The sequence below is a fragment of the Cytobacillus sp. FSL R7-0680 genome (assembly GCF_038009245.1).
GTDB lineage: Bacteria > Bacillota > Bacilli > Bacillales > Cytobacillaceae > Cytobacillus > Cytobacillus kochii.
The window spans coordinates 2,344,876-2,368,684 of record NZ_JBBPAO010000001.1 but is presented as its reverse complement, the minus strand read 5'-3'; the positions used below and the strand labels follow the sequence as shown (position 1 = coordinate 2,368,684).

Annotated in this window: 22 protein-coding genes; 18 read left to right on the top strand and 4 right to left on the bottom strand. The window is 35.9% G+C overall.

The genetic code is table 11. From position 1 onward, the window contains the following. The first annotated feature begins 4 nt into the window (after positions 1–4). Entirely contained in the window at positions 5–1,702 is a 1,698-nt protein-coding gene (ezrA, locus tag MKY26_RS11755; RefSeq protein ID WP_095372266.1) for a septation ring formation regulator EzrA, read from the top strand. Positions 1,703–1,886: 184 nt separating this feature from the next. On the opposite strand, the gene brnQ is transcribed toward ezrA, so the two are convergent. Beyond that, positions 1,887–3,230 carry a branched-chain amino acid transport system II carrier protein gene (gene brnQ / locus MKY26_RS11750; RefSeq protein ID WP_095372267.1) on the bottom strand — a complete coding sequence of 448 codons (1,344 nt, stop codon included), beginning with the start codon at positions 3,228–3,230 and terminating at the stop codon, positions 1,887–1,889. A 380-nt stretch (positions 3,231–3,610) separates the two neighbouring features. On the opposite strand from brnQ, the gene MKY26_RS11745 reads away from it, so the two are divergent. The 3 genes from MKY26_RS11745 (at position 3,611) to MKY26_RS11735 (ending at position 6,276) form a co-directional block, all read left to right on the top strand. After that, positions 3,611–4,753: a cysteine desulfurase family protein gene (locus MKY26_RS11745; protein WP_307316820.1), complete on the top strand. Its 1,143-nt coding sequence runs from the start codon at positions 3,611–3,613 to the stop codon at positions 4,751–4,753. Further along, the gene (gene thiI, locus MKY26_RS11740; protein ID WP_224935750.1) at positions 4,753–5,958 is read left to right on the top strand and encodes a tRNA uracil 4-sulfurtransferase ThiI; all 1,206 of its coding nucleotides are present in this window, start codon (positions 4,753–4,755) and stop codon (positions 5,956–5,958) included. Before MKY26_RS11745 ends, thiI begins: the two co-directional genes overlap by 1 nt. Before the next feature lie 117 nt (positions 5,959–6,075). Next, positions 6,076–6,276 (top strand): alpha/beta-type small acid-soluble spore protein, encoded by a 201-nt coding sequence (locus MKY26_RS11735; RefSeq protein WP_066191274.1) that lies wholly within the window; start codon positions 6,076–6,078, stop codon positions 6,274–6,276. Positions 6,277–6,330: 54 nt separating this feature from the next. On the opposite strand, the gene MKY26_RS11730 is transcribed toward MKY26_RS11735, so the two are convergent. Then, on the bottom strand, positions 6,331–7,215 hold the full coding sequence (locus tag MKY26_RS11730) for a LysR family transcriptional regulator (protein ID WP_341097532.1): 885 nt from the start codon (positions 7,213–7,215) through the stop codon (positions 6,331–6,333). 154 nt (positions 7,216–7,369) lie between these two features. Between MKY26_RS11730 and hutG the strand changes: the two genes are divergently transcribed. The 5 genes from hutG to rarD all read left to right on the top strand — a co-directional run bounded on the left by hutG (position 7,370) and on the right by rarD (position 14,140). Then, positions 7,370–8,338, top strand: a complete 969-nt coding sequence (gene hutG, locus MKY26_RS11725; RefSeq protein WP_307316829.1) for a formimidoylglutamase — start codon at positions 7,370–7,372, stop codon at positions 8,336–8,338. Beyond that, positions 8,335–9,540: a sodium/glutamate symporter gene (gene gltS, locus MKY26_RS11720; protein ID WP_095372272.1), complete on the top strand. Its 1,206-nt coding sequence runs from the start codon at positions 8,335–8,337 to the stop codon at positions 9,538–9,540. Before hutG ends, gltS begins: the two co-directional genes overlap by 4 nt. Positions 9,541–9,844: 304 nt before the next feature. Further along, the gene (gene mbcS, locus MKY26_RS11715) at positions 9,845–11,431 is read left to right on the top strand and encodes an acyl-CoA synthetase MbcS (protein ID WP_095372273.1); all 1,587 of its coding nucleotides are present in this window, start codon (positions 9,845–9,847) and stop codon (positions 11,429–11,431) included. Between the two features lie 113 nt (positions 11,432–11,544). Then, a complete protein-coding gene (locus tag MKY26_RS11710) occupies positions 11,545–13,134 on the top strand; it encodes an amidohydrolase (RefSeq protein ID WP_095372274.1) in 1,590 nt (529 codons plus the stop codon). Between the two features lie 76 nt (positions 13,135–13,210). Further along, positions 13,211–14,140 carry an EamA family transporter RarD gene (rarD, locus tag MKY26_RS11705; RefSeq protein ID WP_341097515.1) on the top strand — a complete coding sequence of 310 codons (930 nt, stop codon included), beginning with the start codon at positions 13,211–13,213 and terminating at the stop codon, positions 14,138–14,140. Between the two features lie 228 nt (positions 14,141–14,368). Here rarD and MKY26_RS11700 read toward each other — a convergent pair whose 3' ends face one another. Next, a complete protein-coding gene (locus tag MKY26_RS11700; protein WP_095372276.1) occupies positions 14,369–15,166 on the bottom strand; it encodes an NAD kinase in 798 nt (265 codons plus the stop codon). 172 nt (positions 15,167–15,338) lie between these two features. On the opposite strand from MKY26_RS11700, the gene sppA reads away from it, so the two are divergent. From sppA to MKY26_RS11655, 9 genes are all read left to right on the top strand, one after another. Next, entirely contained in the window at positions 15,339–16,349 is a 1,011-nt protein-coding gene (gene sppA, locus MKY26_RS11695; protein ID WP_307316836.1) for a signal peptide peptidase SppA, read from the top strand. 17 nt (positions 16,350–16,366) lie between these two features. Then, positions 16,367–16,888, top strand: a complete 522-nt coding sequence (locus MKY26_RS11690; RefSeq protein WP_095372277.1) for an RDD family protein — start codon at positions 16,367–16,369, stop codon at positions 16,886–16,888. A 227-nt stretch (positions 16,889–17,115) separates the two neighbouring features. Next, positions 17,116–17,811, top strand: a complete 696-nt coding sequence (locus MKY26_RS11685) for a DUF2953 domain-containing protein (protein ID WP_095372278.1) — start codon at positions 17,116–17,118, stop codon at positions 17,809–17,811. A gap of 20 nt (positions 17,812–17,831) precedes the next feature. After that, entirely contained in the window at positions 17,832–18,287 is a 456-nt protein-coding gene (ytfJ, locus tag MKY26_RS11680; protein ID WP_095372279.1) for a GerW family sporulation protein, read from the top strand. Positions 18,288–18,467: 180 nt separating this feature from the next. Beyond that, positions 18,468–18,968 (top strand): thiol peroxidase, encoded by a 501-nt coding sequence (gene tpx, locus MKY26_RS11675; protein ID WP_095372280.1) that lies wholly within the window; start codon positions 18,468–18,470, stop codon positions 18,966–18,968. 272 nt (positions 18,969–19,240) lie between these two features. Continuing rightward, a complete protein-coding gene (locus tag MKY26_RS11670) occupies positions 19,241–20,230 on the top strand; it encodes a class I SAM-dependent methyltransferase (protein ID WP_095372281.1) in 990 nt (329 codons plus the stop codon). A 284-nt stretch (positions 20,231–20,514) separates the two neighbouring features. Next, complete coding sequence (locus tag MKY26_RS11665) at positions 20,515–21,702, top strand: acetate kinase (RefSeq protein WP_095372282.1); 1,188 nt, start codon at positions 20,515–20,517, stop codon at positions 21,700–21,702. 340 nt (positions 21,703–22,042) lie between these two features. After that, entirely contained in the window at positions 22,043–22,876 is an 834-nt protein-coding gene (locus tag MKY26_RS11660) for an EcsC family protein (RefSeq protein ID WP_095372283.1), read from the top strand. Positions 22,877–22,885: 9 nt separating this feature from the next. Then, positions 22,886–23,398, top strand: a complete 513-nt coding sequence (locus MKY26_RS11655) for a MogA/MoaB family molybdenum cofactor biosynthesis protein (protein WP_341097495.1) — start codon at positions 22,886–22,888, stop codon at positions 23,396–23,398. Positions 23,399–23,437: 39 nt separating this feature from the next. On the opposite strand, the gene MKY26_RS11650 is transcribed toward MKY26_RS11655, so the two are convergent. Continuing rightward, positions 23,438–23,752, bottom strand: a complete 315-nt coding sequence (locus MKY26_RS11650; RefSeq protein ID WP_341097487.1) for a hypothetical protein — start codon at positions 23,750–23,752, stop codon at positions 23,438–23,440. Between the last annotated feature and the right edge of the window lie 57 nt (positions 23,753–23,809).

Here is a 23,809-nt window from a genome sequence, read left to right as displayed (position 1 = left end):
ACAGATGGGATATGTAATTGGTGTACTCATAGTTTTCATATGCATTTATTTTACAGGGTATTTTTTTAAGAAGAAATACTTCAAGGAAGTGGATCGACTAGAGACATGGAAGCTTGAAATTATAGATCGCCCTGTTTTGGATGAATTATCGAAGGTGAAGGCACTAAATATGACAGGTCAAACAGAAAAATTATTTGAAAAATGGCGTAGTGCTTGGGACGAAATCGTCACATCACAGCTTCCTGAGGTTGAAACGACATTATTTGATGCGGAAGAATACATAGATAAATATCGGTTCAATAAAGCAAAGGAAAGCTTAAATAAAATTGAAGCGGAATTGAACCTAGTAGAGGAACAAATCGACCAGATTTTAATAGAGCTAAAAGAGTTAGTAGGAAGTGAAGAAAAGAACCGCCTCGAAATGGAAGCGTTAAAAGATACATACCGCAATTATAAAAAGCGATTACTAACACAACGTCATGCCTATGGCAAGCCGGGGGAACAACTCGAAAATAGGCTAGGTGAAATGCATAATGAATTCGAGTTATATACTCAAAAAACAAATGAAGGAAACTATCTTGAGGCACGAGAATTAGTTCTTGCTTTAAATCAAAAGATGGAAGAAATGAATGATCATATAGATCAAATTCCTGTATTACTAGTTGAAGTCAATAATAAATTGCCTAATCAGTTAGCAGAATTAAAGGATGGGTTTGAGGAGATGAAAGAGCAAGGGTACCTACTCGAACACCTCCAAGTAGAAAAGAATATAACTGAAATCGAAGAAGAAGTTAAAAAAATAATTGAGTTAGTTGAAGAGATAAACGTGAAAGCTGCTTCTGAACTCCAAGATGAAATTAAGGAACGAATTGATAGTTTATATGAACAGCTAGAAAAGGAAGTTATGGCGAAACACTTCGTTTCTAAAGAAGAAAGCAAGGCGAAAGATCTCTTGATTGATAGTAGTGAAAGACATATGGATTTAATAGAAGAAATGCGAGTTATTTCCGATACATATCATGTACCAGACACGGAAAGTGATACACAGGACAGACTTCAGAAGCTACTCACTAATGCCATCAAAAGATATGAAGTATTGGAAGATAAAATCAAGGAACAAAAAGTCCCCCATACAGTTTTAAAAGAAGAATTGACAACTGTAAAAGAAGAATTAGATATGATAAAAGAGGAACAAACTCGTTTTAGTGAAAAATTAGAAGCATTACGTAAAGACGAAATGGTAGCTAGGGAAAAAATTAATGATTTAAAAAAGCAGGTTAGTGACGTAGCTCGCTTAGTATCAAAAAGTAATATTCCGGGTTTACCAGAAGAATATAAATTTGTAATGAAAGAAGCAAACGATCAGATTAAAGAGGTCATCTTACGACTCGAAGAAAAGCCACTAAATATTGCTTCTGTTAACGATTATATGGAAATAGCCTTAATATCAGTAGAGAAAGCAGTTGAATACACGGAGGATATGATAGAGACATTTTCGTTAACTGAAAAGGTCATTCAATATGGTAATAGATATCGCAGTCGTCACCTAGAGTTAAAGGAAAAATTTACGAATGCCGAGCTTGCCTTTAGGAATTATGAATACAAAGCAGCACTTGAACTGGCAGCAACCGCGATTGAAGAAGTAGAACCAGGAGCGTTAGAGAAGATTAAAGATTGGATAAATGAAGAGGAAAAAAACTGATGTGGCTACATCAGTTTTTTTAGTTTGAATTCGCTTGCTATAGTTGTTTCATTCGTTTATAAGTGATTACGAACTTAATTTAGTGCACTGACTGTCTGAACAAAACTCAAAAGAAATGAATAACAATAAGAAAAAAGCGAAGGCCCCTTTTCCTTCGCTTTTCTTAGTGACTATTTCTTTTTTTTTAATCTTCTTGAGTTTGTAACTGTTCTTTCGGGTTTGTATTGAAAGCGATAATAAAACCAACAATTGCACCAATGATAGCAGGTACAAGCCATCCAATACCTACACTAAATAACGGCAAGATAGAAAGTGTGTTATTTAGTCCTTCGCTCCCAAGACCAGCTGCATTTAATCCATCAATTATGCTAATGATTCCTGTTGGAATGAGTGCGCAAATATATACAATAGATGCTCCTTTAAATACATTGTTTATTAGTGTGAGAAGGATAAGCACAATAGCTAATGGATAAAGGAATGTTAGCACTGGTACTGAGAAATTAATTAATTGTGTCAAGCCGACGTTTGCAATGGCCATACTAAAAATTGAGAAAATAATAACGAACTTTTTATATGAAATACTTGGTACAAGTTTATTAAAGTAAGCTGCGCAAGAGGAGATTAATCCCACAGATGTTGTTAAACAAGCGAAAATGATCGCAAATCCGAGAATATAACCACCTGCAGAACCAAATAAAAATTGTGCGGCTACTGATAATAACGCACCGCCATTTGGTTGTACACCTAATGTATTTGGAGATGTAGAACCAATATAAGCAAGTGATACATAAATAATGGCTAGACCAGCTGCGGCAATAAGTCCAGCGGCAATACAAATCTTTGTAATTGAAGCTTTTTTCGTAACACCAAAGCCTTTGATTGAACTGATCACGATAATACCAAATACAAGAGCGGCAATCGTATCCATTGTCAAGTACCCTTCAATAAACCCTTTAAAGAAGGCACTGTCTACATAAGCGCCTGTTGGAGCTTGAGGGTCTCCTATTGGTGAAATAATCGCTTTTATTACAATTACAGCTAGAATAATTAATAGTAGTGGCGTTAGAATGTTACCGATTACATCTACAAGCTTACCTGGATTCATAGCTAATAAAGTCGTAAGCACGAAGAAAACAATTGAGAATATTAAAAGTGGCCAAATTGAATTGGCAGCGTTTTCAGATAAAAACGGCAATACTCCAATCTCATAAGAAACTGTTCCTGTACGAGGAATGGCAAATAGTGGACCAATGACTAAATACATTGCCACAGTAAAAATTAATCCATACAATGGATGAACTCGATTTGCCATTGTCTGTACATCACCAGATTTTGCAATGGCAATAACAGCAATGAGTGGTAGTCCAACACCAGTAATTAGGAAACCAATAATTGCTACCCATACAGAAGTACCAGCTTCTTGTCCCAAAAATGGTGGAAATATCATATTCCCTGCTCCGAAGAATAGAGCAAAGAGCATTAAACCTATTGAAAAGATTTGTTTGAACGAAAGTGTGTTATTATTCATACAATTTACCCCCTAAGTCGCTCGTCAATAGTCACTATAAAATTTTCAACAGAAACTATAGTACCATGGTTTTGACGAAATGTGTCGAATTATAAAAATGTTGTAATTTTGGGTATATTGAAATAACGGTGGCAAACTTTGAAAGGAATAGATTTTCGGAGTTTTTTTAAACCAATTATTTTCATTATAAATTAAAAACCCAAAATTATAAAGCAAAACCTGTATTAATACACAAATTTTTTTTCGGTTGTGTATCGTAATAATTTGTTTTTACAAAATAGTGAAATTACATTTCGTCTTTATACAAATAACATTTCTATCTATGCGAAAATTATGCTATGATTAAAAATTGCATAAGTGTTCTTCAAGGAGGAGCCGTAATGATTTATCTAGATAATAGTGCAACAACTCAACCATATAAAGAAGTAATTGATGCGTTTGTAAAAGTTTCTTCTACCTTTTTTGGTAATCCATCATCCCTCCATGGAGTTGGTGAGAAAGCTGAAAAACTATTGCAACAAGCGAGGAGACAGATAGCACAATTGCTTAAAGTAAAAGAAAAAGAATTGCTGTTTACTTCAGGTGGTACGGAAGGTAATAATATGGCAATTAAAGGAATTGCTAAACAATATCAGCATCGTGGCAATCATTTAATTACAACAACCATTGAACACCCTTCTGTAATTGAGACAATGAAGCAGTTAGAAAAAGAAGGATTTGAAGTGACTTATCTACCTGTAGATGGGGATGGGAGAATTTCTCTAGATGATTTACAAGTAGCTATAAAGGAAGAAACGATTCTTGTCTCTGTTATGCATGTCAATAATGAAATAGGGACCATTCAACCAATTAAAGCTATTGGAACTTTATTAAAAGAATATCCTAAGGTTTTCTTTCATGTCGATGCTGTTCAATCAGTAGGCAAAGTCCCACTGGAGTTATATGAATTTGGTATTGATGCATGTACAATGTCAAGCCATAAATTTCATGGCCTAAAGGGTTCGGGTATTTTATATTTACGACAAGGAGTAACCCTAATGCCCCTCCTTGCAGGTGGTAACCAAGAAAGTGAATTAAGGAGCGGCACAGAAAATACTGGTGGAATTGTCGCGATGGCTAAAGCGTTGAGGATGACAAATGATTATTTCAACTCTAGCTCTAAACTTTCTCATTTAATGAATGAAATTAGAATAGCATTGAGTGAAATAGAAGATGTCATTATCCATACGCCAATAAAGGCGACAGCCCCACATATTCTTAATTTCTCTGTTAAAGGCTTTAAGTCAGAGGTTTTTGTTCATGCCTTGGAAGAGAATGATATTTATATTTCTACCACGAGTGCGTGTTCATCTAAACATGCTCAAGCGAGTAGTACATTACTTGCTATGGGTGTAAAAGAAGAAATTGCCTTGAGTGCTGTTAGAGTGAGTTTAAGTTATCATACAACGGCTGATGAGGTAGAAAAGTTTATTCATGAAGTGAAACACACTATATTTCAACTGAGAAAGGTAATGAAAGCTTAATGAAATACGATAGAATATTAATTCGTTATGGAGAAATTTCAACTAAAGGAAGAAATCGTAAAAATTTTATAGATAAATTAAGAAAAAGCGTAAAGAGAGTACTACATGATTTTCCTGAAATCAAGGTCGAGGGGCAAAGAGATCGCATGTTTGTTCTGCTTAATGACCAACCACATGAAGAGATTATTGAGAGATTAAAGGGTGTCTTTGGTATCCAGTCTTTTAGTCCGGTTTTGAAGGTGGAAAAAGATTTAGATACAATGAAGGAAAAGGCATTACAATTAATTCAAAAGGTTTATCAAGAAGGCGATACGTTTAAAATCACTGCGAAAAGAGCAGATAAAAGTTTTGCATTAGATACGTTTGGTATTAACCAAGCATTTGGTGCACATATACTAACAAATATGCCTTCTATCTCAGTTGATGTGAAAAAACCAAGTATAAACTTAGTCATTGAAGTGAGAAAAGAAGCAAGTTATATTTCATGTGAGAATATTAAAGGAGCTGTTGGCTTACCAGCTGGTTCAAGTGGGAAAGGTATGCTCATGTTATCTGGTGGGATTGATAGCCCTGTTGCAGGGTATTTATCCATGAAAAGAGGAATTGAAGTCGAGGCTGTTCATTTTTATAGCCCTCCATTTACAAGTGAAAGATCAAAACAAAAAGTCATTGATCTAGCGGAAAAGCTCTCTCGAATTAATGGTGGCGTGGCGCTTCATATTGTTCCTTTTACTGAAATACAACAGCTGATACAAAAACAAATTCCTGATAACTATACAATGACAACGACAAGAAGGTTAATGCTTAGAATAACAGACGCGCTACGAGAAAAATATCAAGGATTATCCATTATTACTGGTGAGAGTCTTGGGCAAGTTGCCAGTCAGACGATGGAAAGTATGTATGCTATTAATGAGGTGGTTAGCACACCCATTTTAAGACCTCTGATTATGATGGATAAAGCGGATATAATCGACATAGCTCAAACTATTGATACGCATGATATTTCTATTCGTCCATTTGAGGATTGTTGTACCGTATTTGTACCTTCATCACCTAAAACGAAGCCGAAGCTTGAAAAAGTTCAACACTTTGAAAGCTATACAGACTTCGAGCCGTATATTCAAAAAGCAGTTGAAAATACAGAAAAACTTGTTATTATGCCGAATTCAAACATAGAAAAAGAGATGGAAGATCTTTTTTAAACGACCTTTATTACAAAAAGATTACAAAAAGAAATTTAAATGAAACAATTACCAAATATTTATTGCATAGTGCCATGTGATTCTACACATTCTATACTCACAAGGAGGTGAAATCACATGGCAAACAACAGCTCAAATAACCTTGTAGTACCTGGTGTACAACAAGCTCTTGATCAAATGAAATACGAAATCGCAACTGAATTTGGTGTAAACCTTGGTGGAGAAACTACTTCTCGTGCTAACGGTTCAGTTGGTGGAGAAATCACTAAACGTTTAGTTCAAATGGCTGAACAACAATTAGGTGGTTACCAAAAATAATTTAATATGATGGCTACAAAAGGGCGGAGTACTCACTTCGCCCTTTTTTTATATTTAAAAAACTTCAAATTGACGTATTTTGTTTAAAAGTTTTTGAATGGCAGGCGTCATTGATCTGTCTTTCAAATAAGCAAGGTAAACAGTTCTATTAAGAAAAATAGAAGTGATTGGCAAGCCAATAATATGAGGTGTAGGATTATAATCTAAATAGCTTTTAGGCAAAATAGTCACCCCTAAACCTTCTTCAACCATTTTACAAGCAGTTTCTAAGCGCTCGATTTCATATTCAATTTTTGGATAAAGCTGTTCCTTCATAAAAGCTTGCAGCACATCTCCTCTCGTTTGGAAACCCTCACGACTAATAATAAATGCCTGATTAGCAATATCGGTGAGCTCTACAGAATTTTTACGAGCAAGTGGGTGTGTTTCGTAAACTGCTAACATAAAAGGCTCATGATAAAGCGGGTGTGAAGTTATTAATTGATTATGCATAGGCTGATTGGTAATCGTAAAATGAACATCCCCTTCTAATATGCAAGAAATAACTTCTTTTTGGCCAAGTACTTCATTAAATTGAAAGTGTATATCAGGATAGGTATTTTTAAATTCCTTTATGACTTTGAATAGCCAAAACTTGGCAGATTCAATAATGCCAATATTAATATGACCGTCACCTGTTTCGGCCATTTCTGCAACTTCTAGTTGAAAATGTTCGAATTGTCTTACTATATGTAGAGCTCTTTGATAAAAAACCTTTCCGATATCTGTCAAATAAATGCTTCTTGTATCTCGTTTAAATAGCGCCATCTTTAAATCATTTTCCAATTTTATAATGGCATTACTTAATGATGGCTGTGATATATGTAAAATTTGTGCTGCCTTAGAAAAACTCTGCTCATCAGCTACTGTAATAAAATACTTTAATTTCCTTATTTCCATTTTTTCACCTGCTTATAGTTAAAAGCTATAGATATATATATATTTGGTATTGGTCATTATAGCATAACTCTTTATATACTTTTTTTATACGAAACGTTTCTAAATGTATCTACACAGAAAGTTCAGAAATTTAATAAAAATGAGGGAGTTCGCAATGTACAGTCAAGGAAGGAAAGATCAATGGATAGGCAGAATTGACTCTTTAGAAGATCGAAAGAGTTTTAGATACCATCAGGTTATTAAAACGGAAAATCTTCTCACACCGAGTGATAAAACGCAAATATCTAGCTATGGACTTATCGGATTCGAATGTGAAGAAGGAGTAAGAAGAAACAACGGTAGACTAGGAGCGAAAGAGGGACCAAATGCTATAAAACAAGCAGTTGCTAAATTACCTTTTCCATATGATGTTGATACCAATATTTATGATTTTGGTAATGTGGTTTGTGATAGTCAGCAGTTGGAAGAAGCACAAGTAGAATTAGGGGATTTTGTTAGCTTAATTCTCGATAAAAAATCTACACCTATCATATTAGGTGGTGGTCATGAGACACTTTACGGTCATTATTTAGGTGTTAGGAAGTCGATAGGTAAACAAAAGAAATTAGGTATCATTAATATTGACGCACATTTTGATTTACGATCATATGATGAAGCGCCGTCATCGGGTACGATGTTTAAACAAATATTAGATCAAGACGAAAATGCAAATTATTTATGCCTTGGTATACAAAAACAAGGAAATACTGCTTCTCTTTTCGAGACTGCCTCCAAACTAGGTGTAACCTATATTCTAGAAGAAACCATTCATGCGGAAGGTTTAAAAGAAACAAAACAAGTAATAAATAATTTTATTAAAGAATGTGATGTGTGCCTGTTAACTCTGTGCATGGATGCAGTTAATTCTGCCTACGCACCAGGTGTAAGTGCACCATCTCCATTTGGCTTAACTCCATTTGAGGTAAGGGAAATTGTTCGATTGGTTACAAATAATGATAAGACGGTTTCGTTTGATATATCCGAAGTTAATCCTTCATTAGACAGAGATGGACAAACAGCAGCAGTTGCAGCTCAATTGGTGAGTGAAGCAATCAGCGCATTTCACAGGAGGACAAAGAGATGAACATCACTTTAGATTCAATTTCAACATTGTTTCTTGCTGTCGCCCTTTTGTTAATCGGTAGCGTATTAATAAAAAAGGTGACATGGTTAAATCGTTATTGTATACCTGCACCAGTAGTGGGCGGATTATTATTTGCTCTACTTATTTTAATTTTAAAACAAACAGGGCTAATGAACATTGAATTAGATACATCACTACAAAGCATTTTTATGCTTACCTTTTTTACGACGGTTGGTTTAGGGGCTAGTTTTAAATTAGTGAAGCTAGGTGGCAAGCTACTTATCTTCTACTGGATTGCCTGTGGCGTACTTGCCTTGTGTCAGAGTGCAATTGGTATTTCTCTAGCAACCGCTCTTGGTCTGGAACCGTTACTAGGTGTCATGATGGGGGCTGTTTCTATGGAAGGTGGACATGGTGCTGCAACGGCATTTGGCGGAACCATTGAGGAATTAGGAATAGAGTCTGCACTATCCACTGGATTAGCTGCTGCTACGTTTGGTTTAATAGCTGGTGGTTTAGTTGGGGGGCCGACAGTTAAGTATTTAATCAATAAATACAAATTAACACCTAAACAATCAAGTGATTCAGCCAGTGAAATTGCTCCAACATTAGAAGAGGAAAAAGATCATTCACCAACTTCTACTAATCATTTTATGGTACAAGTTCTCATTATTACTTTTTGTATGACGGTTGGATCATTATTAGGAGAGTTATTCTCCAATGCAACAGGTTTTGTATTACCAAGCTATGTTGGAGCAATGTTTGTTGCTGTAATCGTAAGAAATATTGTCGATAAAGTAAATGGACGCATCATTGATATGAAATCAATCAATTTCATTGGTGATATTACATTAGGTATATTCCTCTCAATGGCGCTGATGAGCATTAAACTATGGGAAATTGCTGATCTTGCTCTTCCGATGCTATTCATTGTATTTATTCAAGTGGTCTTTATCGTATTGTTCTCTATCTTTGTTCTATTTAAGCTATTTGGAAAAGATTACGATGCTGCTGTAATGGTCGGTGGTTTTACGGGTCACGGTCTTGGGGCAACACCCAACGCGATGGCGAATATGTCTGCCATTACTGAGAAATATGGACCATCCCCAAAAGCGTTTTTAATTGTACCAATTGTAGGGGCTTTTCTCATAGATGTCTTTGCTATGCCGATTATCATTACGAGCATCAATTTATTATCTTAAACAAACATACTGTACGAAGAATCCGAGCAATTATTCCATTCAGGGGATGAGAATATAGCTCGGTTTTTTTTGATAAATTTAATTTGGACTCAGATATTGGTAATTAAGAGAATTTAAAGTGAAAAAGAAAAGATAGTGTTAAGGGGGATATTTACCCATATTTCAGAGAGGGGAAGTTGGTGTTTATCAACTAACTATTGAGATAGAGAAAGATAAATTATTTTAATTATTTAAATAATTTAGTATAATTATTAGTGACATCTTGAATTCCGCATAGATCTTGAGAAAAAGGAGAGATTTTTGGATGAAACGAGAGGATTTATTAGCACCCGAGGTTTATAACTTAGTCTCAGAGGTTGAGCACTATGCGCAAAATAGTGATAAACTGGCGATTCAATGGGAAGATGAGCAGGGTGAGAAAAAGGAAATTACATATAAGCAATTAATGAACAAAGCGAACAGAATTGGAAACGTTTTCGTGGATAAAGGCTTAGAAAAAGGCGATGTTGTTCTAGTAATCATTCCTCGTCTTGTAGAAGCTTACCAAACATACTTAGCTGCGCTTAAAGCAGGAATGGTTGTCATCCCTAGCTCAGAAATGTTAAAAACTAAAGACTTAAAATATCGTATTAACCATGGTGATGTCAAAGCAATTATTAGTTATGCACCTTATGTATCTGAATTCAACGAGATAAAAGAAGCGGAAAATCTGCCAAAATTCATTATTGGAGGAAATGCGCAAGGGTGGATTTCTTTAGATGAAGAAATGGAAAGAGCGAATGAGTCGTTTAAAATAGTAGAAACGAAGAAAGACGATATGGCTTTTCTTTCCTATACTTCGGGAACAACTGGCAACCCAAAGGGTGTCGTTCATACCCATGGGTGGGCATTTGCTCATTTAAGAACTGCAGCTACACATTGGCTTGGTATTGAGGAAGGGGATACTGTATGGGCAACTGCAGGTCCAGGTTGGCAAAAATGGATATGGAGCCCATTTCTTTCCGTATTAGGATCAGGCGCAACAGGCTTTGTTTATAACGGAAAATTTGAACCGGAAAAATATTTACAGCTCTTGCAGGATTATGAAGTGAATGTGCTTTGCTGTACACCGACAGAATATCGTTTAATGGCAAAAGTAGATCGTATTGGTCAATATAATTTATCAAAGCTTCATAGTGCTGTTTCAGCAGGAGAACCTTTGAACCGAGAAGTCATTGATATTTTTGAAAAACATTTCGGGCTTGAAGTAAGAGACGGATATGGACAGACGGAAAATACATTGCTTGTAGGTGTCACGAAAGGTATGGGGTTAAGACCAGGTTCAATGGGTAAACCAACACCAGGGAACAGAGTAGAGATTATTAATGAAGACGGCAGGCCATGTTCAGTGGGTGAAGTAGGGGATATTGCTGTTCATGTTGATACGCCAGCATTATTTAAGAATTATTATAAAGATCCAGAAAGAACTTCCATGCAATTCCGTGGGGATTACTATATTACAGGGGATAAAGCTAAAATGGATAAAGATGGGTATTTCTGGTTTGAAGGACGAGGTGATGATATTATCATTAGCTCTGGTTATACTATTGGACCATTTGAAGTTGAAGATGCCCTCGTGAAGCATCCATCCGTCAAAGAGTGTGCAGTTGTAGGTAGTCCAGATGAAGTAAGAGGTTTGATAGTTAAAGCCTTTATCGTTTTAAAAGACGACGTCGATGAAAATGATGCTAATCTAATTCCAAGTTTACAACATCATGTAAAAGAGCTCACGGCTCCTTATAAATATCCACGAAAAATTGAATTTGTCAGCGATTTACCAAAAACAACTTCAGGAAAAATTATGAGAAGAGAGTTACGAAAACAAGAGGCTTCAAAAACGACCGCAAACTAAATATAAAGAGACAGAAGAAAATAAAAATCTTCTGTCTTTTTTATATTGAGTGATATAGAAGAATGTGCTTTTTTTGTTATACTGAAGAAAAATAATAAAAGGAGTCAAATGGAATGGGAACACTTTGGTTTGGCGGAAAAGTGTATACAATGCAAGCAGTAAATGATTATGTTGAAGCTGTTTTTACAAGAGAAGGGCGAATTATTGCAACAGGGAATGAAGCTGAGTTGAGACATCTCTATCAGCATGAGTTGACAAAATTAGTGGATTTAAAAGGTAGTGTAATGCTCCCAGGCTTTGTTGATAGTCATATGCACTTAATTGGTCATGGGGAAAAACTTATTCGCCTTGATTTATCGCAATTCACGTCAAAAGAAGCGAGCTTACAAGCTCTAAAAGAATATAGTAAAGATGCCAACCCTGGGGAGTGGATTATTGGAGAGGGTTGGAATGAGAATCTCTGGGATGAAGCAGAACCTATCGTTGCTAGTGATATAGACAAATGGGTAAATGATCACCCTGTTATGCTTAAACGAGTATGTAGGCATGCAATTAGTGTGAACACAATGGCAATGGCGCTTGCAGGCATTTCAAAAACGACAGTCTGTCCCTCAGGTGGTGTAATTGAAAAAGATGAGGGTGGACAACCGAATGGGTTATTAAAGGATCAAGCACAAGAGCTGATTACAACTGTCATACCGTCAGTAACTGATGCTTATATGCTGAAGGCTATGAAAGCCGCTATTCGTGATGCACACCGATTAGGTCTTACAGGGGGACATACAGAAGACCTGAATTATTACGGTGGATTTGAACAGACCTATCAAACTTTTAATAAGGTGATAAAAGAGGGCAATCTTCCGTTTAGAGCGCACTTACTCGTTCATCACGAGGTGGTCGATGAACAGCAAGCGAAGGCGGTTTCTCCACATCCATTTATTGAATTTGGTGCGATGAAAATATTTGCAGATGGAGCACTTGGCGGAAGAACTGCTTTATTAAGTCACCCATATGCAGATGATAAGGAAACAAGTGGAGTAGCAATATTTACACAAGAGGAGTTAAATAACTTAGTAGAGAAAGCTCGTTCGTATTCTATGCCTGTTGCCATACATGCGATTGGCGATCAAGCATTCGAAATGGCCTTAACTGCAATAGAGGCACATCCACAACATACTAAAGATAGAGATCGAATCATCCATGCGCAAATATTAACGGAAGAGCTGATTGAGCGAGCGAAAAAACAACCATTAGTTCTTGATATTCAACCGAGTTTTGTTTCATCTGACTTTCCTTGGGTAATTGATCGAATAGGAGAAGAGTATATGAAATGGTGCTATGCTTGGCGTACTCTTATGCAAGAGGGTGTAATATGTGCAGGTGGATCGGATGCACCTATTGAACCACTAAGCCCTTTGCTAGGTATACATGCAGCAGTTACCAGAACAAATGTGAATGATCCGAATGAAACCGTTTATGATATCAACCAAACACTTTCATCTTATGAGGCGGTATGGTTATACACGAGAGGAAGTGCTTATGCATGTAGTCATGAGCATGAACGTGGGATGATTGTAGAGGGGTTTGTAGCGGATTTTACGATTTTAAAAGAAGATATCTTTAACATTCCTGTGCAAGAAATTCCCAACATCTCTATAGAAATGACTGTGGTGGCAGAGGAAATTGTTTATACAAAAAGTTGAAAAACTATTGTCTATTCCATTCTTTTAGGCGTATAATACATTTTATTTCGATAATAGAAAGAATTGAGGATGGGAAATGGCGCAAGATGTTAAGCAAGGTGTAATTTATGCAGGTTTGTCGTATGTGTTATGGGGAATACTGCCGATTTATTGGAAGTTGATAAGTGGGGTTAGTGCTTTAGAAACACTTGCTAACCGGGTCATTTGGAGCTTTGTTTTCATGCTGATTCTATTGCTATTATTAGGTAAGTTGCGTGCTTTTATGATTGTTGTAAAAGGACTATGGCAAACAAAGAAGCAGTTGTACGGATTAATTATAGCTTCTCTATTAGTAAGTGCGAATTGGTTTATCTTTATATGGGCTGTAAATAATGGACAAATTATTGAAACAAGTATGGGATACTATATTAATCCGTTGATTAGTGTACTACTAGGGATGGTCGTATTCAAAGAGCGGTTATCTGTTTCTCAATATGTTTCTTTTGCCCTAGCAGCCATTGGTGTGATTATCTTAACAGTTTCGTATGGTTCATTTCCTTGGATTTCCTTTTTACTTGCTTTAACCTTCGCAATGTATGGGTTAGCGAAAAAAATGGTAAAAGTAGATGCAGCCATTGGTCTTACACTTGAAACGATGGTCATTACACCCATTGCTTTACTATATATGGGTAGTTTGTTTGTGCAGCAACGACAGATGCTGTTTAATGAAAATGTAGGTTTAGATTTATTGTTAATAGGTGCTGGAGTAGCAACAGCCGTACCATTACTCCTTTTTGCTAACGGGGTCCAAAGAATACCCCTTTCAATGGTAGGGTTTTTACAATACATTGCGCCAACAATCATGCTTATTTTAGGTGTGTTTGTATATGGTGAATATTTCTCCAAAGCACATTTCTTATCCTTTTTGTTTATATGGATTTCGCTGACTATCTATTCTTTATCCCGTACAAAGTGGGTTTTATTATGGGAAAGTAAAATAGCCAGAGGAAAACAAATAGGAATGTGAAGATTCGGCTGATATCACCTTTGTCTAATATCTTTTCCTTAGATATCGGCAATTTTCTTAAATAAAGGTCACTTAAGTTGGTGGATGCAAACTTAACTATTGTGTATACCATTTTGAATAAAGCCGTTGAAATTTTAAGATTATAAAATTTCAACGGCTTTTCATTTCGATATTACCATTCGATTCAAACACTTATTACATAGCGTTTATTTGTTGTCCTGACAATTCTTATAAAAAGGTTCTCTTCACTTTTTCCCAAAAGGAGTTGTTTTTTAGCTTAACGGTTTTTATACTGTGTGGACTTAAGGTGATTTTTATTTCATCTACATGCTGGATACTTAACGCTTCATTATCCATCCCCATGATAGGGTGATCATTTCCCTCGTGTGTAATCTTTAATGTTAAGGTTCTTTGCTCTCCTAAAATAAATGAAGAACCTAGTGTGCGATATTTATTATTATTTAAAGAGGCAAGCTCGCTTACTTGTAGACAAGGTAGCATGGGGTCTACAATTGCACCGTTGACAGATTTATTATAAGCGGTACTACCAGTAGGAGTGGAAACAATCATTCCATCTCCACGGAATGTTTCAAATAATTGACCATCAATATAGATTTCCATCACTAATGTTTTGATAATACTAGAACGGATGGAGAATTCATTTAAACACTGAAATGAGGTTTCACCATCAACTGTAACTTGGATTGTGGGATATTTACGGACTTCTATATTTTCGTTTTGTGCTGCTTCTAGCATTTTCGAAGGCTCATTTAATTGGAAGTCACAGTAAATACCTAATGGCCCATGTGTCGAAATTCCAGCGTATAGACAATCATCACGGAATCCCGTTTTTCTTACTGCTTGTAAGAAAGCCCCATCTTCTCCAATACTAACAATAATGGTCGCTTCTCTCGGATCTGTTACTATAGTGAATCCATGATGGGTTGCTTGTTGTTTTAAATTTTCAACAATTACAAGTGTTTCGGCGTCTTGTTTATGGTAGAAATATAAAAGTCGTTGATGCATGAAAAAACCTCCTTTAATGTTTCATAAAAAATGTGTTGGAAAGATAGAATGAATAAAGGTGCTTATGATTTGAAGAAGTGACATTTTTTGCTATCATAAGAAGAGATAACCTACTCTTCTCCATTCTTATTCTATGGGAAGATGATGTATAATTCAAAGGAGGAATGATGGAATGACAGCAAAGAGATGGGCTGCTTTGGGAATTGCTGCTGTTTTATTTGTTTTTTCGGTAGGAATTAATTTCATGTCTAACTTGGCGTCAACGAATTTTGAAGATACCTTTTCAAACTTGATGGCCACAGGCGAAGATTCTTTTACTGAAGAAATGATCGAAACAGGAGACTCTTTAAATAAAATTGCTGTATTAAATTTAAATGGGACGATTCAGGATACGGGTGAGAGTGGCTCATTATTAGCAACTTCTACATATAACCACAATCGTTTTATGAAATTATTAAACCATGTGAAAGATGATTCCACTGTTAAAGGTGTTGTAATAAAAGTGAATACACCAGGTGGGGGCGTTGTTGAGAGTGCGCAAATTCACGATAAAATTGTTGAAATTCAAGAAGAGGCGAATAAACCTGTGTATATTTCTATGGGTTCTATGGCTGCGTCTGGTGGGTATTATATTTCAGCTCCGGCGGAAAAAATCTTCGCTAGTGCAGATACAATGACAGGATCATTAGGTGTCATCATGCAAGGGGTGAATATTACTGAGCTTGCAGATAAGATAGGCATTGAATTTAATACAATTAAAAGTGGCGAATTTAAAGATATTATGAGTCAAACGAGAGAAATGACTAAAGAAGAACAAAATATTTTACAAGATATGATAGATAATGCTTATCAAGGATTCGTAGAAGTGATTGCTTCTGGGCGAGAGATGTCAGAAAATCAAGTCCGTGAACTAGCAGATGGTCGTATCTATGATGGTCGCCAAGCATTAGATAATCAATTGATTGACGGGTTAGGCTATGCAGAAGATGTTATTAATGAGATGAAAAACGATGTGGGCTTAGAAGACGCTGCTGTTATTCAATATAGCGATAATGTTGGTTTTGGCTCATTTCTTAGTGTAGCAGCAAATAAAGTTGCTGGGAATGATCTGCAAATGGAAGGTGTAATGAAGCTTCTTACACAGCCGAATTCCCCACGCCTAATGTATTTATATGCTGAATAGAAAGGAGGCGCTTTAGGATGCATAATCAAGACGAACCAAAAAATAAGGAATTGTTCCAACAAGAAGGTTCTGAAGAAGCGGTGCTTTCCGAACAACCTGGGCAATTGATAACAATGACTGAAGAATATCGGTTAGCGGGGTTTTGGATGAGGTTTTGGGCGTATTTATTAGATTGGATCATTATTGGTAGCATTAATGGTATCCTTATTTACCCTGTTTTTAGAGCGTTAGATGTTTCTTTAAATAACTCATCTTACTTTTCTGCTGTCGCCATTGCAACCGCGTTGACCTTCTATTTGTATTTTGTTCTTATGACGAAATACCTCGGGCAAACTTTAGGAAAAATGGTATTCGGTTTAAGAGTCATTCAAATAGACGGAGGCAAGCTTTCCTGGGGAACGATTCTTTTTAGAGAGTGGATTGGTCGCTTCATTTCAGGTACAGTGATGATGCTTCCTTACCTTGTCGTTGCCTTTCATCCAAAAAAGAAGGGCATACATGACCTGTTTGCTGATACAACAGTTGTCCATGAGAGATAATTGAATAGCTAGGCATATAAAAGTCATTCCTTTAAGGGATGGCTTTTTTGTTATGTGAAATAATCAGTGTATGAGATTGATGCAGAATCATATTTTCTTATCCAAGCTTAAAAGTTAAGGAATGCTATTTTGAAAAATTTTATATGATACCCCATATTAATTGGTTTTAAAGTTTAACAAAAGGTAAAAATGACCATACTAATTGCTTGAAAGGCAGGGGTGCTTATATGGTTTGGTTCATCATAATTGCTGGTCTTATTCTTTTATTTTTACTTCTTATTTTAGTTATATTATTTTCAAAACTCTCCATTACTGTTCACTTTTATCATTATGATAAACAAAGTCACCTCAGTATAAAGTTAAAATTTTGGAAATGGCTTAAGTATACAATTGATATACCTTTGATGGAAGTTGACCCGCAAAATGCTGAAATTAAAATAAAGGAAGAAAAAACAGCATCAGGAGGAGAGACGAAAGAGGACTCGAAGAATATAACTGCAGAAGATTTGTTAAATAGTTTTAAGGATATGGATGAGCTCTTAAAGCATGTTGTTTCTCTGTATCATATTATTCGTCATTTCATGAGTAAGGTCATTGTTCGTCAGCTGCGTTGGCATACAGTTATTGGTGTAGGTAATGCAGCGGTAACGGGTGTCTTAACTGGTGGGTTTTGGTCTGTGAAAGGAAGTATAATTGGTGTGTTAAGCCATTATATGAAATTAAAGACAAGACCGGATATTGCTATTTCTCCACAGTTTCAATTTGCGGTTGCCCAAACCTCTTTTATATGTATGATTCAATTTCGTATCGGGCATGCTATGCTTGCAGGATTTAAACTGATTAAATTTTGGAAAGGTGGCAAAGCTCATTTTAAGACGAGTCAGCTTTCTGTTTTATCAGGTGATAAACCTAAAACATACTAGATGAGAAGGGGCGATTGAGAATGTCTGATCATCCAATACAAGGCTTGATGACAACTGCAATGGAAAACCTGAAAGAAATGGTAGATGTAAATACGATAATTGGTGACCCAGTAGAAACACCCGATGGCAGTGTGATTATTACAGTTTCAAAAGTGGGCTTTGGTTTTGCTGCTGGAGGCTCGGAGTTTATGATGGATGCAAGCAAAAAAGATAGCAATAATGGTGAATCCAAGGGTCATCCTTTTGGTGGAGGTAGCGGTGGAGGTGTTTCTATCACACCAATCGCATTTCTTATCGTTAACTCTCATGAAGTAAAAATGGTTCACTTAGATGAGAGCACTCATCTATATGAAAAGATCTTAGATTTAGCACCTCAAGCAGTAGATAAAATCCAACATTTATTTAATAAAAAGGACCATAAAGAAGAATCATCTAATGAGAAAGAGCATCATGAGAAAAATAATCTAGACTTTTAAACAAATATGTTTCTCAATTAAAAATCTGAACAATATTCAAATTCGACTGTAGGAGGTTTGAATCGTTCGGATTTTTCTTTGTGCCTGTCTTTTTTTCATTGGATTCATTTCAATTGCAAAAAAGATTCTGAAAAGCTATCATTTAAACGTACATACTTATAAATAAAGGAGGAAGTAATGATGGCATCAGTTACATTTAAAGGGAATCCTGTTACACTGCTAGGAAGTGAAGTGAAAGTTGGGGATCAGGCGCCTCAGTTCTCTGTCTTAGCCAATGATTTATCTGAAGTTACTCTAGCTAATACAAAAGGGAAGATCCGTTTAATTAGTGTGGTTCCTTCAGTTGATACAGGCGTTTGTGATGCACAAACAAGAAAGTTTAATGAAGAAGCATCTGGACTAGATAATGTAGAGGTATTAACCGTTAGTGTGGACCTTCCATTTGCTCAAAAACGCTGGTGTGCTGCTTCCGGATTAGAAAATGTGCAAACTCTTTCAGATCATAGAGATTTATCTTTTGGTGAAGCGTATGGTGTTGTAATGCAAGAGCTTCGTTTGTTAGCTCGTTCGGTATTTGTTGTAGATTCTAATGACCAAGTGGTTTATGTAGAATATGTTGGAGAAGGAACAGATCATCCAAACTATGAAGCGGCAATTGAAGCAGCAAAATCAGCAAAGTAAGTAGGATAAATAATAAGCACGAGCAGTTTCTGAATCATTTTCAGAAGTTGCTTGTGCTTTTTAGTACAATCCTTCTCTCACCAATTCGTTGTCCTATCAGTTGTCTCTTTGCACCTCTCCCCCAGTAAAAAGCTATACATGATATGTTTTACTTCGTTTTTTATTGAAATCAATTTGTTAGAAAATATGAAATAAACTTCATTACTTGTGAATGGTTATAAAGCTAGGTACAATAAGGAGATAGAGTATAGGAACGGGAGCGATGATGAACAATGAAAGTTTTGCCGGTGGAAGAAGTGTTTACATTATTAAATGAAACGGCTGAGTTATTGAAGGAAGAATTAAATGTTACATATCTTGAGGCATTAGCAGAAACGGGAGAAAATGTATTTCAAGGAGCAATACTTCAAGAGGAACTAAGCGAACTGACAACTAAGCGTCTTGAGAAAAGTTATGAATCCTTTCATATAAGTAAATTTGAAAAAGAAGATTTAAGAAAGGGATTTCAACTGGCTATTCTTAAAGGCATGAAAGAAAATGTTCAACCTAACCATCAAATGACACCAGATTCTATTGGATTGTTAATGGGTTATTTAGTTAATAAGTTTATTGATCAATCTTCTTTCTCCTTATTAGATCCAGCGGTTGGAACCGGTAACCTCATCACAACAGTGATGAATGCACAATCTGGTAAAATGGTAGAAGCAACAGGTGTGGAAATTGATGATCTCTTAATTAAACTTGCTTATGTGAATGCGAACTGGCAGGAGCATCCTATCCGCTTCTACAATCAAGATAGCTTAGAGCCATTATTCATTAATGAAGTAGATGTGGTTGTAAGTGATTTACCAGTTGGCTATTATCCAAACGATTTACGCGCGCAAGATTATGAGCTTAAAGCTGATGAAGGTCATGCTTATGCCCATCACTTATTTATAGAACAAAGCTTTAAACATGTAAAAGAGGGCGGATTTCTGTTCTTATTAATTCCTAACGGTCTGTTTGAAAGTCCACAAGCACCAAAGTTACATGACTTTTTGAAGAAGTACGCAATTATTCAAGGTTTATTACATTTACCATTGAATTTATTCAAAAATGAACAAGCAGCTAAAAGTATATTTATCCTTCAGAAAAAAGGTGAAGCTGTCAAACCTCCAAAAGAATCATTACTTGTTAATTTGCCATCCTTGTCAAAAGCAGATGACGTTGATCGTGTCTTAACAAAAGTGAGTAATTGGATTAGAGAAAACAAAGGTTCCTAATGATGATGAAAGGATTTCGGTAAAAAATACCGAGGTCCTTTTTCATTTTTGCAGATTATAAACTTCATTAGTATACGATTATAATTATTCAGACATGTAAAAAGGAAGTCTTATTTTATGTAATACAATATTTCAGAATTTAACTATTTTCTATTTCCTGTTATTATTTCTTGAAATATGATGAATCTCATGTTTAAATGAATTTTTGATGAGATATAATTCAATCAATAAACGATGATTTTATAAATAGGGTAGGAGATATTAGATATAAGGAAGTGAATCATTTGACAAAAATTATTGCCATTAATGCAGGTAGTTCTTCTTTGAAATTTCAATTATTCGATATGCCAGAAGAAAAAGTAATTACAAAAGGAATAGTAGAAAGAATTGGATTAGCACATGCGGTTTTTACAATAGTAGTGAAAGGTGAAAAAAGAACAAAAGAACTAGAGATTCCCAATCATGAAGTAGCTGTGCAATTGCTTTTAAATGAGTTAACAGCACATGAAATTATTGCTGAACTTGATGAAATCGTTGGTGTAGGTCATCGTGTGGTCCACGGTGGAGAAGATTTTTCGCAATCTGTGTTGATTACAGATGAAGTGATGGATAAAATCAGTAAACTATCGGATTTAGCTCCGCTACATAATCCTGCAAATTTAACGGGGATTTTAGCATTCAAACGTGTCTTACCAGATGTTCCAGCAGTAGCGGTTTTTGATACAGCCTTCCATCAATCAATGCCGGAAAGCTCTTATTTATACAGTCTGCCGTATAGTTATTATACTGAGTATGGTATAAGAAAGTATGGATTCCACGGAACGTCACATAAATATGTATCGGAACGGGCAGCTGAATTGTTAGGGAGACCACTTGAGCAATTACGATTAATTTCTTGCCACTTAGGTAATGGTGCGAGTATTGCAGCGATTGAAGGTGGAAAATCTATCGATACATCCATGGGCTTTACGCCATTAGCTGGCGTAACTATGGGAACAAGATCAGGAGATATTGACCCTGCCCTCATTCCCTTTATCATGCAAAAAACCGAAAAGTCAGCAGATGAAGTGTTAGATGTATTAAATAAACAAAGTGGCATGCTTGGTGTTACTGGTTTTTCAAGTGATTTAAGAGATATTGAGATGGCAGCGGAAGAGGGCAATGATCGAGCTGAATTAGCATTAGAAATATTCGCAAACCATATTCACAAATATATCGGTTCATATGCAGCGAAAATGTATGGTGTCGATGCTATAATCTTTACTGCAGGTATCGGTGAAAACAGTGACGTTGTAAGAGAAAGAGTATTAAGGGGACTAGAGTTTATGGGTGTTTATTGGGACCCTGCTCTTAATAAAGTCCGGGGTCGTGAGGCGTTTATAAATTATCCGCATAGTCCGGTAAAAGTCATCATCATTCCTACAAACGAAGAAGTAATGATTGCAAGAGATACGATTGAATTAATATCATAATGGAATTAACATTTGCTCCGACTCGCCTTTTTGGTGGAGTCGGTTTTTATTTTTTTATAAGCAAATGGGTAAGGAAATATCATTTTATATAAACAGAGAGTAAACAATGAAAGATTGCACAGGATGATTCTCTATTTATCATTAGAAAATCGCCTTGTTAGCCTAGAAAATCTTATTCGTCTGACTAACAGCGATCATTCACTAAAGAATCTTATAGTCATAAACAAATAATGGTATTAGTAAAAAGAATAGTAAGTTTTGATCATAAGAGCAACGTGCTTATTATCAGTTAATTTGCTATACTATTAACAAAATATAGTAGCGAATGGAGGATAAGGAGATGCCATTATCTGCACGTGAACAAATGGTACTTAACGAAATCCGTGAATGGGAAAATCAATTATATAGCTACGAAGCGAATGATATCGAGCGTTCATATGAACATTATTTAGAATACTCTTTTGCATTATTACCAGAGAATGTTCAAAAGCAAGTGTTTTCTATGATGGATAGTTGGATGTTTCATTTACATGCACTCATTCAAGGATCACAATTACAGCTTGATGCAAAAGAAAGAATTCTGTCTTCAGGGAGGATTTTTCAAAAAGATATTGATACATTACATGATATGAATGCTTTGACGATTGATCAATTATCATACATAGCTAAACAGCAAATTGCTAGGCATCGAATGTATTCTTTAGCACAAGGTGGTGCAACAGGAACTGGCGGGCTTATGATGCTAGGGAGTGATATTCCGGCAATGGCTGTCATTAATTTAAGAGTCGTGCAGTTAATTGCCATGACTTATGGTGTCGAAGTCAATACACCATTTGAAATGATGAGTTCATTAAAAGTCTTTCATGCAGCTACCTTACCAAGGAGAATCCAAGGAGAAGCTTGGGAGGACTTAATGAATGACCTAGAGCAGCATGACGATTTATATTTTTATGAGGGAAAAGAAGAATTAACAGATATTACATGGTTAGAACAACCGATGAAACAAATGTTTAAAGCAGTAGCGATTGTTTTACTTAGAAAAAAAACGTTACAAGGAATACCAGTCATTAGTATGGCAATAGGAGCGGGTACTAATTACCAATTAACGAGAAATGTAACGGACTTTGCTCATAAGTATTATCAGTATCGCTATCTATTAAATAAGTCAGGGTGATTGTAAACGATGAGCGTAACGGAACATAAGAAAGATTCGTTAACTGTTGGCTGTAAAGTTATCACAGTAAGTGATACAAGAGATGAGGAAACAGATAAAAGTGGGCAATTAATGATCGCATTACTTGAACGAGCGGGTCATAAAGTCAATGCCTATGAAATTGTCAAAGACGAAAGTGTCGCAATTGAACAAAGTGTACGAGCTGGATATAACCAAGAGGATGTTGATATTATATTAACGAATGGTGGTACTGGCATTGCTCTACGTGATGTCACCATTGAAACGTTGCAACGTTTGTTTGATAAAGAGATTGACGGCTTCGGTGAGTTATTTCGTATGCTGAGTTATACAGAGGATATCGGTTCTAGTGCCATTATGTCCAGAGCAATAGCAGGTGTGATTAAGCATAAAGCGGTGTTTTGTACACCTGGATCCTCTGGTGCTGTCAAATTAGCGATGAATAAATTGATATTACCTGAGATCAGTCATGTCGTGAAAGAATTGCGTAAAGATTTATTTTAATGAGAATGAGTCCGAACCATTTACGTTCGGGCCTATTCATTAATAGTGACCTTTAAGTGTTACATCTTGACCTGTTCGGAACCAAAGCCATAATTCATTAATTTGTGAGGCTAATTCGGCGATTTCGTGATTGAGTTTACAAGAAGTTTCAAAGTCGCCTTCATTAGAGAGCTCTTCTTGTTTGCTATTAATCAAGACTTCTATACTTTTTATACGGTCTGGAATTTTCCCTCGAATGGTTTCCCAATGAACTAAAATTTGTTGTTGCTCAATAGATGAAAATGCCTCCCAATCCTTTTTTATAGTCGGTAAATCGATAGATAATCTTTGGTTAAACGTAAAATGCTGATGCATTGTTTGCCCCCTCTGCTAATATTTATATTATTTATAAGTGTATCTTCTTTTTCAAAT

Bases quoted from the DNA above. Each gene is read 5' to 3' on its own strand.
- ezrA (WP_095372266.1), top strand. From the start codon at position 5: ATGGGATATGTAATTGGTGTACTCATAGTTTTCATATGCATTTATTTT.
- brnQ (WP_095372267.1), bottom strand. From the start codon at position 3,230: ATGAATAATAACACACTTTCGTTCAAACAAATCTTTTCAATAGGTTTA.
- MKY26_RS11745 (WP_307316820.1), top strand. From the start codon at position 3,611: ATGATTTATCTAGATAATAGTGCAACAACTCAACCATATAAAGAAGTA.
- thiI (WP_224935750.1), top strand. From the start codon at position 4,753: ATGAAATACGATAGAATATTAATTCGTTATGGAGAAATTTCAACTAAA.
- MKY26_RS11735 (WP_066191274.1), top strand. From the start codon at position 6,076: ATGGCAAACAACAGCTCAAATAACCTTGTAGTACCTGGTGTACAACAA.
- MKY26_RS11730 (WP_341097532.1), bottom strand. From the start codon at position 7,215: ATGGAAATAAGGAAATTAAAGTATTTTATTACAGTAGCTGATGAGCAG.
- hutG (WP_307316829.1), top strand. From the start codon at position 7,370: ATGTACAGTCAAGGAAGGAAAGATCAATGGATAGGCAGAATTGACTCT.
- gltS (WP_095372272.1), top strand. From the start codon at position 8,335: ATGAACATCACTTTAGATTCAATTTCAACATTGTTTCTTGCTGTCGCC.
- mbcS (WP_095372273.1), top strand. From the start codon at position 9,845: ATGAAACGAGAGGATTTATTAGCACCCGAGGTTTATAACTTAGTCTCA.
- MKY26_RS11710 (WP_095372274.1), top strand. From the start codon at position 11,545: ATGGGAACACTTTGGTTTGGCGGAAAAGTGTATACAATGCAAGCAGTA.
- rarD (WP_341097515.1), top strand. From the start codon at position 13,211: ATGGCGCAAGATGTTAAGCAAGGTGTAATTTATGCAGGTTTGTCGTAT.
- MKY26_RS11700 (WP_095372276.1), bottom strand. From the start codon at position 15,166: ATGCATCAACGACTTTTATATTTCTACCATAAACAAGACGCCGAAACA.
- sppA (WP_307316836.1), top strand. From the start codon at position 15,339: ATGACAGCAAAGAGATGGGCTGCTTTGGGAATTGCTGCTGTTTTATTT.
- MKY26_RS11690 (WP_095372277.1), top strand. From the start codon at position 16,367: ATGCATAATCAAGACGAACCAAAAAATAAGGAATTGTTCCAACAAGAA.
- MKY26_RS11685 (WP_095372278.1), top strand. From the start codon at position 17,116: ATGGTTTGGTTCATCATAATTGCTGGTCTTATTCTTTTATTTTTACTT.
- ytfJ (WP_095372279.1), top strand. From the start codon at position 17,832: ATGTCTGATCATCCAATACAAGGCTTGATGACAACTGCAATGGAAAAC.
- tpx (WP_095372280.1), top strand. From the start codon at position 18,468: ATGGCATCAGTTACATTTAAAGGGAATCCTGTTACACTGCTAGGAAGT.
- MKY26_RS11670 (WP_095372281.1), top strand. From the start codon at position 19,241: ATGAAAGTTTTGCCGGTGGAAGAAGTGTTTACATTATTAAATGAAACG.
- MKY26_RS11660 (WP_095372283.1), top strand. From the start codon at position 22,043: ATGCCATTATCTGCACGTGAACAAATGGTACTTAACGAAATCCGTGAA.
- MKY26_RS11655 (WP_341097495.1), top strand. From the start codon at position 22,886: ATGAGCGTAACGGAACATAAGAAAGATTCGTTAACTGTTGGCTGTAAA.
- MKY26_RS11650 (WP_341097487.1), bottom strand. From the start codon at position 23,752: ATGCATCAGCATTTTACGTTTAACCAAAGATTATCTATCGATTTACCG.